Annotated in this window: 10 protein-coding genes; 9 read left to right on the top strand and 1 reads right to left on the bottom strand. The window is 49.8% G+C overall.

Annotated features, from left to right (window positions below; translation table 11 throughout):
• A partial coding sequence (locus tag KIS30_03935; protein ID MBX8645895.1) for a transposase occupies window positions 1-795 on the bottom strand: 795 nt, incomplete at its 3' end.
• 148 nt (window positions 796-943) lie between these two features.
• Between KIS30_03935 and KIS30_03930 the strand changes: the two genes are divergently transcribed.
• From KIS30_03930 to KIS30_03890, 9 genes are all read left to right on the top strand, one after another.
• A complete protein-coding gene (locus KIS30_03930; GenBank protein MBX8645894.1) occupies window positions 944-2,347 on the top strand; it encodes a hypothetical protein in 1,404 nt (467 codons plus the stop codon).
• Window positions 2,348-2,841: 494 nt separating this feature from the next.
• Complete coding sequence (locus KIS30_03925; protein MBX8645893.1) at window positions 2,842-4,074, top strand: MFS transporter; 1,233 nt, start codon at window positions 2,842-2,844, stop codon at window positions 4,072-4,074.
• A gap of 252 nt (window positions 4,075-4,326) precedes the next feature.
• A complete protein-coding gene (locus KIS30_03920; protein ID MBX8645892.1) occupies window positions 4,327-4,755 on the top strand; it encodes a hypothetical protein in 429 nt (142 codons plus the stop codon).
• A gap of 418 nt (window positions 4,756-5,173) precedes the next feature.
• Window positions 5,174-5,803: a hypothetical protein gene (locus tag KIS30_03915; GenBank protein MBX8645891.1), complete on the top strand. Its 630-nt coding sequence runs from the start codon at window positions 5,174-5,176 to the stop codon at window positions 5,801-5,803.
• A 1-nt stretch (window position 5,804) separates the two neighbouring features.
• Complete coding sequence (locus KIS30_03910; protein MBX8645890.1) at window positions 5,805-7,295, top strand: glycosyltransferase; 1,491 nt, start codon at window positions 5,805-5,807, stop codon at window positions 7,293-7,295.
• 140 nt (window positions 7,296-7,435) lie between these two features.
• Window positions 7,436-9,046, top strand: a complete 1,611-nt coding sequence (locus KIS30_03905) for a PAS domain S-box protein (protein MBX8645889.1) — start codon at window positions 7,436-7,438, stop codon at window positions 9,044-9,046.
• Between the two features lie 149 nt (window positions 9,047-9,195).
• Window positions 9,196-10,479: an amino acid permease gene (locus KIS30_03900; protein ID MBX8645888.1), complete on the top strand. Its 1,284-nt coding sequence runs from the start codon at window positions 9,196-9,198 to the stop codon at window positions 10,477-10,479.
• A gap of 200 nt (window positions 10,480-10,679) precedes the next feature.
• Complete coding sequence (locus KIS30_03895; GenBank protein ID MBX8645887.1) at window positions 10,680-12,338, top strand: B12-binding domain-containing radical SAM protein; 1,659 nt, start codon at window positions 10,680-10,682, stop codon at window positions 12,336-12,338.
• Window positions 12,339-12,499: 161 nt separating this feature from the next.
• On the top strand, window positions 12,500-13,597 hold the full coding sequence (locus tag KIS30_03890) for a hypothetical protein (protein MBX8645886.1): 1,098 nt from the start codon (window positions 12,500-12,502) through the stop codon (window positions 13,595-13,597).
• Window positions 13,598-13,659 lie beyond the last annotated feature (62 nt).

Below are 13,659 nucleotides of genomic sequence, written 5' to 3'. Positions count from 1 at the left end.
CTTCCTCCTCTCGAGGAAGTTGACGTTGCGCTTCGAGTAGAACGCCTTGTCCCCTATCAGTATCGCCTTCTTTATTCCGGCCTCCTCCAGCGTCGCCGGAACTGTTGATATGTCGCCGATGCTGCCCGGAACAGTCCTGAAGAAAGACGGGTGCTTCTTACCAAGCGCCAGCAGCAGCACGAGATTGAGCTGCGGAACATAGCTGTTCTCATTGTTGTGTCCGAGTGTTGCGGCGACAACACCCTCGGACAGTGAGAAGACATGCGACAGATCTATGACAGCCTGCCTGCCGGTGACGAAGTTCTTCATGAAGTCAACGACTCTCTGCCTTCTCAGGCCCGCCGAATCGAGTACGCTGCTTATGCTCCTCGGCGACACGTTCGCACCAGGTATTGCATCGGAGAGATGCGACGCCATGTAATGGTGCATGGCGTTCTTCAGCGGCGACTGATGGAACAGCCTTGTGATGGAGAACACTGCTATCTCCTTCCAGTCGTCAGGGAAGTGTTTCCTGAGCAGTTCAAACGTGTCTGAGCATGATGAGAGTATGAACGCTGATGCGCCATACTCCTTGACAGTTATCTCTTCGAGTTCGTCGATCACCCTCTCTGACTTCGGCTTCACTAGACCGTCGGGTGTTATCTTTCCAAGGTATTTCTCGGTGACTTTCCTGGCCCTGCCCTTCTCCCTGTCCCAGACACTTGTTATCTTGTAGAGATAGAAGGCGCCGTGCTGCTCCCTTATCTCCGTCCCCTTCACCCTCTGCTTCCGCACCCATTCGGGGAATTCAGGCATATTACGGACATAGGTAATATGATATTTAGATCTTTCGCAGAAATTACACTCAGAACGAACCTATAGCCGCCATATTACGCAAAACAGGCTGAGTGGACGCTTAAATATTCGAAACAGATTTTCGAATCAGTGTCGTTGTATGAGAAAAGTGGGTGCAATAATCGTTGCTTGCTTGCTGGCAACCACTGTAATCTCAATTTCTATGTTAATTTCAGTTTCCCATCCAGGTAACAGGAAAAATGACAGAGAATTTCCTGAATTCACTTATCCAACAGGTTTGAGCACTTATTATGACGGTCCTCTAAGCATGGCGCGCGTCATATCGGGTTTAGGTGCGCCAGCCAGCGCCATCCGACAAATCTCCACTTCGGACATTGGTAACCTTCCTAATGAATCACTGTTTATTGTTTCCAGTCAGGTGATAGAGACGGGCGCCCTGTCAGTAAACACTACGGGGCATCTGATTGGCCAAGGTGATTTGATTATGGTTTACGCCCCTAACAGTGCTCAGGATAGTTCGCTTGAACATTTCCTGGGACAGTCATGGGCAAGAGAATTCAATTCAAGCGTCATGATAATGCCTCCAATTATCCCTTCAAACTCGGGCAATCTGATAGTTGCAAATGGTGCCTCGAGAATCTTAAAGATGGCCTCACTGCCTCTTTCCACTGGTTTTTCCAAAACTAATTTCCTGCTGCGAATAGATTCATGGCGTGTCATGATTGCAAACCCTGCCATTTCAGGCACAAATAATGGAAGCACTCACTCCACTACGGACCTTGTCACATTCACGAACAACAATCTTCCCCCTGGAACTGTTTTATTCTTGACCGGACAAACTGTCGGTTATAACAACTCGTACGGAGAATACTGGTATGACCTGGGTATATGGTGTGAGAACAAAATTGTTCCCTATGGGTCTAACCTGCCAGGAACGTATGAGATACCTGTGGCCACGATGGGTTGGATTAAATTCATTCCAACAAGGAATATGACATCACAGGGTCCCGGCATCAGCTACCTCGAGGGCAATATAAACTATGAATCCAGTTACACACAGTACCAGGGAGGAGGCGCAAACTCTTATCTGTATGATATAGAATCGACTTCTCCTTCAAGCACTTCCGGCGTCCATTCATATACACTTGGAGCAAGTTTCGATGGAATTGCACCAAACCCCTACTTTCAAATGACATACACTCCACCGAGTTCAACTGTTTCGGTGAAGTTCACAGATTTTGGATATACTGACACCCCTCAAAGCGAAGATAATTATGGATGGCAATTCATGTATGGGCAGACAGTTGCCAATGGAGCATATGCAGACGGTTACACTGCGCTAGGGGAATGGATCCTGACTGCAGGTCTTGCAAACAACAACACTGCAATAATTGGTATGACGCAGCAAGTGAAGGCAAGCACATCAAGTGCTTTTGCATTTGGAAGCGAAGTTGTAAACTACGAGCTATTAACACTAAGTGGGAGTTTTGCACTTTATTACTACCCTCCGGGAATTAGTGTGCCAAATTTCTATACAAGTGGTGGCTACTGAGGCCGACCGTACGCCACAATAACATGCTTTCTTGATCGATGCCCATTCAATAATTGCCATACAAGGGAGTAGTGATGTGAGTCACCTCCGGTAGAGCTGATATCAGCAGTCGTTCACAGTTCCGCTGAACGAATGTTGCAAACTTCAAACTCGATAGACCAGACCAGGCTCCGGGCACAGCCTGTCTATTGTCTCTCATGTCTTCTTCGTTATCTCTGTCTTGATCCGTTGTCCTTCTACACTGAACATCTGCACCTTCGATAGATGCTCAAGAACATCCATGGGCGATTACTTCCTCAGCATATGGTGCGAGACAAGTGCCAAGTCGGAGGGTGAAAAGCATGTTCGGCTCTCAATGACATGTTTTTGTCCTGCATTGCGAAATCAGGCTGCCGCTACCCTCAATCCGTGCATGCCAACAGCAGTGTGAAATAATATAATTTCAATCCAAAGGAGAATAATATTGAACACACCATCCAGGAGGCTCGATCACAGTGGGGAATGTGCAATTTGTAACCGCAGAGGCAGCAGCCAAGCACAAGCGGAATGTGAGAACTCTAGGTATAACCTCAGCGATCGGAACTTTTGGCAATTCTCTTTGGTACTTCCTGCTTCCCCTTTACTTGCTTCTCTACGGGGCTAACCTAACACTGCTGGGCGAAGTGTATTCCGCTTTCGCATGCGCCTCAGTAGTAGGCGCATTTGTCGGCGGTGTAATTTCAGATTACTGGAATGTTAAATTGACACTGGTACTGTCAGGCTTGATAGCAGGTACACTATTGATACTGGCTGGAACAACCAGAGAACTGACAATTGTACTGTTATGCTTAATATCTTATGTCATTCCACTGAGAATATCCGCCCAGGCACGTTTTGTATTGATCGCACGATCTTCTGAACCTCAGAATCGCCCGCTGGCTTACGCAACATGGCAGACATTTGCCGAAATAGGTGCATTCATAGGACCCATTTTCAGCGGACTCCTCCTTACGGACAGGATGTTTCAGTCAGCATTCGTTGTGGCCGGCTTTCTCTTGATACTTGTCTCAGTAATGAGGTCATTGCTGATTTTCAATTTGGAATCCAGTCGAAAGGTGAAATTAAACATGCGCGAAGCTCTTCTGGGCATAAGAGACATACCACTCAACAGCGAAATCGGTGTAATCGTCTTAGTATTATTCGCAACATCGTTACTCGGGACAGTGTCATCGTTTCTTGTCTCACCTTTTTCCTATAGGGCACTTGGACTCTCACCAACTCTTATTGGTTACATGTTCTCCTTGCAACTGCTAATTGGTGCGATCATACTGATTCCGGGAGAAAGAATAGCCAATCGCATAGGAATAAGAAGGGGCGCCCTGTGGTTCTTGATGGCGTCTTCATTTCTTGAGATCGCATTTGCCTCACTTGCTTATTCAACATACCCGTCCATTTACCTGGTGATTTCGATCTTTGTTTCTTCACAAGCATTTGCTGTTATGGCTACGCCTCTGTTCAGTGCCTGGTTATATGAAGCCGCCCCGCATGGGACGGGAGGCAGAGTCTATGGTACACTTGAATCCATGGTGTATCTTGGAGGAATAGTTGGGCCACTCATTGGCGCCAGGTTATTTTCACTTCAAGAATCACTTCCATTCTTTCTGGAAGGAGCAATTTCGGTAATCATTCTTTTGTTCGCTACGCGCTACTTCAGGCACCATGCGAAGGATGCTGCATGCCAATACTAAGGCATATGGCAGGTATATCCGAAGTTCGACAAACGCATATTAACCCCCGTGAAAATTGGATTTGTAGAAAACTCTTTGTTGTTCGTCATAGTCAGTCAGAAAGCCAATAATCATATACTGTAGTTCAGTTGTTTCTACGCCCTGTGTTTTCATGTTTAAGTCCCCTAACTCAGGCAGTGAAGACACAAGGTCTGAAAGAATTTACAGACAAAGCTGTACTCTACCTGCGTTCATGAAGAAAAGGCGAATTTCATGACAAAAAATCCATTTAGCGCCAATTCAAGAAGAATGAGGCCCAAGCTTGCTGCAGTATTCGCGTGTCTGGTTGTCGCTGCGGTCGTTATCTCCATTTATTTGTGGTACTCGCCGGTGTTTGACTCACAATCATATTATTCCGAAATCGTTTCGATCCCATATCCGCCACACAATGTCTCAACAGGACAGGTCATCGTTTTTATATTTCACGGAGTAACTTTTAAGCTCCAATTTGTTGGAGCATATTCGCCTGCAGGCGGGGGCTTGAACGGTAGCGCTTCGGAGTACAATGGTCCTACCTATAATTTCGCAATCAGCGGCATCCCTGGTCAAAAAAACTCTGGACATGAATGGATTTCTCCAGATAGAGTTTCGGCTGTGAAATGGTACGGATATGAAACTGTCGAGCTAATGGTTGAAAAGTAGTGGAGAAGGAAGGTGGAGAATTGAGTTGGGAACGGGAATGATTAACTATAGACTGATTACTATTTTTTGAAAATATTGTTCACGGTGAGTAGTGTACAGCATCGTCTGTAACTTCACAATGCAGCATATGCTTAAACCCAACTAGATTCAACTCTGGAGTAGTCCATATCAACCGTCGTTCACTGTTCCGTTGAACGAATCCGGCAACCTTCAAACTCAATAGACTGACGTTTCTGCTCAACCGGCCCGTCTTGGTGATTCGGCAGCTGCCGCAGGTTGGGTGCATCGAACAAGGGCGCCTTCCGATTCCTGAGCATGTTATGCCCAGCGGGTCATCAGATTTCCCATCGGCATGATGCTCTCATCCTTGATAAGGAAGGGACAAGGATAAAATACAGAGTTGTGGAAGAACGCATAAATGAACTCGATTTACAAAGTCCCCAAGGGTTTCTCCTCGGACGACATAAAATTCACAGCGCTTCAGCCGTCTATCACAACAATATTCTGGGATCCCAGCGGCAATCTGTGGTCATTCGTCGACTGGATCGCCTTTCCCGCGGTGCCGATTTACAAGAGGACGCTGATCATGCTTACGGACATCACCGAAATGGAAAGGGTCAAGCGCGACATAGATCCAAGGAACCTGAAGTATGTCGAATTTGAAGTTTTCTCCGAGTCTCTGCTGTCAAGAAGGAACAGAACAACGGATATTGAAGACATAAGGAAGTGCGAGAAGGAAATATTCAATGAAATCTATACGGCAATGATGAAGCACAACGCCGGCACACTCCTGCTCTTCAACCTGCTGGATCTTATACCGATATCCGTCGCAACGGTGACGGAGAGCAACCTGGTGATAAGGAGTTTTGTCAGAGCCCTCTACTCCGACCTCAAAAAGATCAACCTGACTGAGAAATCCAAGTTCTCTTTTGTCATCGTAACAGAGGAGATATCAGAAGTGCTGAGCAAGATAATACTCGCATCTTCCGACAAGGCTATCAGGCTGTTCAGAAAGGAAGAGGAAAATTTCTACGAACAATTGAGATAATATGAAAGCACTCAACATCCTGTCATTCATTTCAATATTTGTCCTTCCGGTTCCTCTTTCAATCCTGGTTACACCCCGTGCATATTACATGCCGCTGACCTACCTCGTGCTTCTCGGAAGCGAGGTGAGCCTTCTCTCCTTCTTCTACTTTGTATGGCAATACGGAAGAAAGAGAAGTGTTGTTCAGTCCCAGACGTACACGCCGGGTTCATACAGGGTATGCTCGCTGGTTGCGAGTTACAATGAAGACCCGCTGATGGTCAGGGACACCATTATTTCGGTGAAGCTTGCGACCGGGATCGGCAGGGTCATAGTCATCGACGATTCCACGGATACGTCAAAGGCAGGCGAGTTGAGCAGATACTGCGACATGCTTCACGTGTCTTATGTGCACAGAGACAACAGACGCGGATACAAAGCCGGTGCGATAAACGACGTGCTGAAGACGCTCGACGGCGTGGACATTTTCGCCATATTCGATGCCGATCAGCGTCCAGACTCAAATTTTTTCGACGAAATACTCAACTGTTTCAATGATGAAAAAGTCGGCTTTGTACAGCTGCCGCAAAAGTATTCGGAGAACAATACTCGGATTGCACGTGCGGCCAACTACATGCAGCTGCCGTTTCTTCACACCGTGATGAGTGGGAGGTCAAAGGCAGACTCGACATTCAGCCTCGGAAGCGGAACTGCGTTCAGGATGAAAGCAGTGGTTGAGGCAGGATATTTCGTTGAAGACACGGTCACTGAGGACATTGCGACCTCGCTCCAAATAATAGCGAAGGGGTATCGCGGTGTGTACCTCGACAGGGATCTCGTCTATTACGGCATAGCCCCCATGGATGCCAGGGCCATTTTATCGCAGCAGGCGAGGTGGAGCCTGGGTGGTTTTCAGCTTCTTGGACCGCTGCTCAGGAGCAATCTGCCATTCAGGCAATTCATAGACTTCATGTTCGGCGATCTGTACTGGCTGAAGGAAGGGCCTATTGCGCTGGTCGAGATCGTGGCGCCGATCATTTTTCTCGCACTGGGCGTGGCATACATGTCCCTGAGTTACCTGTATTACGCTGCAGTCTTCATACCGTTTTTCTTCGCCACGATGATCGCAACAGTGCTCATAGGCGGCCGAGATTACGGTTTAAAGGGGGCGGTAATGCATCAGGGCGTTGAGATGCTTAACTTCTGGGTCATTACGGTGTCGTTCTTCACTTGGGCGATGCGGAAGAAGAAACCGTTCAATGTTACTTCGAAAAAAGCAGGGCAGGTGAAGCTCAGATCGCTCTCACCGAATATCGCGGTTCTTGCAGCAGTGTCTCTGAGTATTGCTATCGGTTTCCTCCGGCTGCTCAACTCGGCCGATCCAATTCCATATGCCATAAACATCTTCTGGGCAGTCTGGATTGATGTTGCAATGGCTGTGGGCCTTTACTGCGCGCTGTCAAGTCGTAGCACAGAGGAAGGAGCGGTCAAGATTCCTGACGCCGCAGTGTGAGCGCACCGGTGCCAGCATAGCCAAAGATCCTATACACGATCGCTTGGAAATAAGTGGCCCTGCGAGCCTGATAATCACGTGGCAGTCTTTGTTAAGGGGAAGATCATCTATTTATAATAGACAACCCGGAGCAACGACCAATGCTTAGTAAACCAGAATCAATACCTGTTCTCTACGTCGATGACACCGTGGCACTTCATGAACCGTTCAGAATATTCATGGAATCAGACGGCAACTTCGAGGTCCAGACCTGCTCTTCTCCAGTTGAAGCTTTTGTCAGAATATCGGACGGCAGGTACGGTGCGATTGTGTCTGATTTTCAGATGCCCGAAATGGACGGCATAGAACTCCTGAAGAAATTGCGTTCGCATAACATCAGAACGCCATTCATCCTTTTCACAGGAAAGGGCCGTGAAGAGGTCGTAATCAGTGCAATAAACAATGGAGCGGATTTTTATCTACAGAAAGGCGGGGATCCTATTTCGCAATTCGCCGAACTTTCACACTTCATCAAGACGGCTGTAAATAACCGGAGGGCAGCAAGCGAGATTGAGGATGCAAAGAATCAGCTCTCCTCCATTTTTGAGAGCACGTCCGATACCGTATTCCTTTTCGACGCTGAAGGTCGCGTTCTGAGGGTCAATCACGCATTCGAACAGATGTTCGGCATGTCCAGACAGGACATCATCGGAGCAAAGTTGTCTGGTGCCGGTATGAGCAGACTGTCAAATGTGGAGAGGGCGCTTCGAACCGTATTGGCCGGAGATGGTCCGACACGCCATGACGAGGTCCAGGTGGATGCGGACGGCAACGTGAAATACCTCGATGTCATAACCAATCCGATAGTCGATCGGGCCGGTCAGATTTCTTTTGTTACATGCTCGGCCAGGGACATCACCGGTCCCGTCCGTATGCATGCAATGACAAAGCTGCTGCACGAAACATCAAGCGCTGTTCTGAAGGAGAAGTCGCTCCGTTCAATATTTTCGACCTTCTGTATGCGTCTCCAGTCTATATTCGGTTTCCGGGGCGTAACGATACTCCTCAATGAGGCTAATGGAGAAATCAGTCTGCTGGCGGATGAACGCGGACTGCCGGAATATGGAAAAGACGAGCCGTCCATGCGTGAGGATTCACCGGCAGTAAGGGCCATCAGAACCGGTCAGATGCACATCGCAAAAGCCGGAGATTTCAGTTTCAAGTCAATTGCCGGCATCGCTTCGCACAGGGGATTCGATTCAGTCATCGCTCTCCCGCTCAGGTACGCGGACGAAATCGTCGGCTCTATGTGCATTTACGGAAACAATCTGGGCACTACACATAGCGACACGGTCGCCCAGATGCAGAGTGCAGCGGATGCGCTGAGCGTAGCAGTGCGTTCCTCAAGGCTGAGGGACAGGCTGAAGCTGCTCGATACTGCACTGCAGAACGCAACCGATACGATTATACTCACTGACCGCAGCGGTATGATACAGTGGACCAACAGGGCTTTCACGGAGACCACCGGTTACGAAAAAGACGAAGTCATTGGGAAGACGCCGCGGGTTCTGAAATCGGGAAAGCACGACGCGGACTTCTACAAGAGAATGTGGGAAACCATCCTGGCCGGAGGTGTTTTCCACGAAGTACTCACGAATAAGCGAAAGAACGGCGAACTGTATTTCGAGGACACCGTGATTACGCCTGTCAGGGATGCAAGCAACGTCATTTCCAGCTTTGTGGCTATAAAGCGGGAAATCAAAGAACCGTGAGCGCCCACCCGTGAGTTTCAGGCCGCCATAAATCAGTCTGATGCGAACCGCCGCCACCGACGCCACAGAGTCTCTTCTCTGTTTCGAATTTTGTTCGCGACTCTGTGTCAACAAAAACGGATTAAACCAGGGTGTGTTTCAAGTTAAGGATGGCAGCCGGAAAAATAACGATGTCGCAGGCGATGTTTATCGGCCTCGGAAATATAATAGGCGCAGGCATATTCGTTCTTGCAGGAACAGCCATACACATTGCCGGACCCGGAGCCCTTCTGGCATTCATCATCACGGCGACACTGGCCACCACTGTTGCATTGAACAGCGCCGAGCTATCATCGAAGGTCGTGGCACACGGAGGACTCTATTCCTTTGTCCGGACAACCATGGGAGACGCAATGGGTTTTATTGTAGGCTGGTTGCGTGCGATATCATATGCCATTGCAGCCGCGGCAGTCTCTCTAGGATTCAGTTCCTATGTTGGTGTCCTGCTGCACACAGAGAATTTTCTGATTCCCATTTCAATAATACTGATAGTCGCAGTTGCGTTTGTTGATTATGCAGGTTTAAGGCTGGTTGCCCGCATCGAACAATACCTCGTCTTCATAACTGTCGGTGGACTCGCGGCTTTCATCGTCGCATCCCTTTTCTACGGTTCGTGGAAGGCATCATCGTTCACACCGCTTCTTCCCGGGGGCTTCTCCGGTCTCATTGTTGCCGCGTCGCTTGCATTCTTCGCATACTCAGGTTTCAACACAATAGCCACTCTGACGCCGGAAGTTGAGGACGGCCAGAGGAACGTGCCCCGGGCGATCATAATTTCATTGCTGATAAGTACAGTGCTGTACATTCTCGTCGTAGCGGGCATGCTTGCCATGATGCCGTGGACACTGTACGGCATAACTGCGAATCCGCTTTCAAACGCCATACAGTACTCTCATGCACCGCAGCTGCTGAATTATGTTGTTTCAGGTGTTGCAATAATAGCCACACTGACTGTCACGATGTCTCTTGTCGTGGCAGGCTCACGTACCCTTCTTCAGATGGCCGAAGACGGTATGCTGCCTTCCTGGGTCGCCGGTCGTCATGCAGACTCGCCAAGGAGAGGTGTGCTGGTCATCTGCATGCTTGCGGTGCTGTCCCTTTTCATTGGCAACCTCAAGTATATCGCGCTGGCCTCGAACTTCGGCGTTGTGTTCAGTTACGCGCTCACGGGACTCGCAGTCGTCATCCTCAGACGGAGGGGAGTCGGCGGAGCGTTTGAATCTCCCTTCTATCCAGCATTGCAGGTCGTATCGGTCGTACTGTCGTTTGTTGTTATGGCCGCACTTGGCGAACAGGCTCTCTATCTCGGCACATTGATGATACTCTCTGGAGTCATAACGTACGGTTTTGTCAGGGGACGCGCATCTCACAGGAGCATGGATGAGGGAACGTAGCCTCCTTCGTCTGAGCACGTCAGGTTGAATCCCGTCCAGGTCAGTGTACAGGCAGGTGGATTGCATGTCAGTTTTTTTCACGCTGACATGTTGATATCTGTTCATGCCCGATACATATTGTACGTATAGTGCCTGCAACATCTCTTTACTAGTCCTGACAGGATATTAGTGCAAATCGAGCATCAAGGAAGGCAAATGGAATGAGGACAGTATTGGTAAGGCCCTCTAATTCAAGGGGCAGTCTCTATCTGACGAAGATGGGTTTTCTGCCGGTACCGGTTGGCCTGCTGCAGCTTGCCGCCTCGATACGCACGGTGGCAGGCAACCGGGTTTTCATCATCGACATGGAAGCGGACAAGCTCACAATGGAGGAGACGGTCGCCAGAACGCTTTCGCTCAAGCCGGATCTTGTGGGCATTACCATCCATGCCACTGCGTCATACAACAGCGCAAGACAGCTAATGCTCAGGCTGAAAGAGGAAAAACATGATCTGAAGGTTATTGTCGGCGGGCATCATGCAACATTCCTTCCCGAAAGCATTATCCGGGACGGCTTCGACATTGTCGCCCTCGGCGAAGGAGACGAAACAATCAGGGAATTGGTGTCGGTCCTGGAGTCAGGTGCCTCCTCTGTAAATGTCCGCGGCATCGTCTTTCGTGACGGAGACCGGATCATCAGAACGGCACCGAGGCCGCTCATCTCCGATCTGGACAGTCTGCCTCTTCCCTCGCTCGATCTCGTGGACAGGGAAAAATACCAGATCAGGACATTCGGCACGAACGAGACGGTTGTGTGTCTCGAAACATCTCGCGGCTGCCCCTATGGCTGTGATTTCTGTTCCGTCACTCCAACATGGGGATACAGGAGGCGCTACAAATCCAACGCGAGGATAATTGCCGAAATGGAGATGGCGAAGAAAGCTGGATACGACTGGATATTTTTCACCGACGATATTTTCATTCTGCCGCAGAATCTGGATCAGAGGAGAAAACTCTTTTCTTCAATAGCCGACAGCGGCCCGGATATACGGTGGTTAGCACAGATGCGGGCAGATGTCATTGCACGCAACCCCGACATCATACCGGCTGCCGTGAAATCCGGATTTCGCGTCGCCGCAATCGGTGTGGAATCCGGGAGCAGGGAAGTGCTGAAGAAGATGCGCAAGAGCATACGTGCCTCGGACACGGTAGCCGCAATTAGAACACTCGATGAAAACGGCGTCGTAGTGCTGCTGAGTTTCATGATAGGCGCCCCGTACGAACGGTTCATGGACATGCTCTCTACGGTCAGGCTTGCAGTAAGGCTGGCAGGATCGGGTGCAGATGTCGTACAGTTCACCATATACACGCCTCTCCCGGGGACTGCAATATTCAGGCAGGCGCTCGAGGAGGATACCATTTTCACTCTGGACTGGGACCGGTTTGATTTTCTCACACCCGTAATGAAGACAATGGTTCATCCGTCCGTCATTCAGGCGATTCAGTATTTCGCTCTTTACTCCTTCTACTTACGCCGTTATCTCGCTACGGGCGGAGGCCGCAGCGGACTTGCGTGGCCGAAGAGCGATCTGCTGCCCACTGCAATACGTTTCATACTGTCCGATAAGTCTGATTATGTAAGGGACGCGCTGGCTCTGCCCGGTGAACTCATACGCACCGCTCTGCTGTACACTTCGCTCTCCGGAAGCAGGCCGGACGAGCATGCAAGGGTGGAGATGCTGTCAGAAAGCGATGCACCCATATACGCCGGCCGGAACCGGCGCCAGGTGCGCAGGCAGGAAGCACAGGCTGGATCCGGGACATCATCCGCTGCATCGCAATTGATTGCCGACCAGAAAGTCGCTTACATTCACCACTGATGCGTGCCGGTGGGCATCACTTCGATGCATGTTCCATTCCGCATGATGCACATCGTAGACATGGGGGCGTGCGAAAATACAGTTGGATGCCCCGCACCTCAAATGGCAAATAATATGTAGTCTCCGAAGCTAGTTAATGACGCCCGCGACAGTGGCAAAATTTGAAGGGGATAATTCTGGAGAGAGATGTAAGGCGCGTTCAAAGGCTCGGCAATGCCAGTCTGGGCATATCGCTACCCAAGGACTGGACAGTTTCACGCGGTTTAAAGGCGGGAAGCCTGCTGAGTATGACAATTGGCGATGACGGGAACTTAACGCTGGGTGAGGAAACTGTTGGTTCGGCGACCTTCCCGGTGAGGTGCAGGATACACGCCAACCACTGTCCTGAAGACAGGTTGATCATGAGAACAATCATAGGCTGCTACATCGTCGGCTACAATACAATCGACGTTTCGTCGGAGGTGGGACTCACGACGGAGCAGGTCCGGCAGGTCAACATGGCCGTGGACCGGCTCACGGGCGTTACTGTTGTGGAGCAGACGGAGAATAACATGCTCCTTGAATGCATGGTCCAGCCCCCCAGGTTTCCGCTCATGTCAATGATCAAAAGGCTATTTTTCCAGTCCTCGGCAATGGTGGAAAGGATGCTGGAGAGCGTCATGAATTCTGACGGCAGTGCACTCCGGGAGGTTGCTGATATGGAGATGGATGTTGACAAGCTCTACAGACTCGTCCTCCGCCTGCTCCTGCTGGGGGCAAGAGACAGGGATGTCGCGAAACAGATGGGGATAGAGGACTCTCGCCATCTTCTGGGCGACAGGGCGATTGCAGCCAGTCTGGAATTCGTGGCGGATCTGTCGGAGGAACTCGTAAACGAAATTGATTCAGCGGGTCAGCATCAGCCCCGTAAGGAGCGGTTCAAAACCGAAACAACTGCTTTGCTTTCGATGTTTCACGAACTCTCAGTTAGCACATCGTCATGCCTCTTCGAGCAGGATCTGAATGCTGCCTCAGCAGCACTGGACGGTGCGCAAGCACTTGAGAAGACCTGTTGGGAGGGCATGAAATCGCTGCAGAACATGCAGGCGCATGAACATGCGCAGAGAGAACAGTTGTCTGTTTTCTATCCTCTGCTTTACAGCGGTATGAGAAACATCGCAAAGGAATACGAGTTAATCGTGCAGGTTATGATGAACAGATTCATAGAGAAACCGAGCGCAAAGTTTCCATATCTGGAAATCGAAGAAACCGGTCATTGATGGGTGCGTAATGGTGTCGGCGATCCGGCCTTAATCATGAGCCGCTTCCTCGTTCCTCGGTC

This window comes from Candidatus Sysuiplasma acidicola (assembly GCA_019721035.1).
In the GTDB taxonomy this organism is placed as follows: Archaea; Thermoplasmatota; Thermoplasmata; order Sysuiplasmatales; family Sysuiplasmataceae; genus Sysuiplasma; species Sysuiplasma acidicola.
This window is presented reverse-complemented; position numbering and strand designations above follow the sequence as displayed.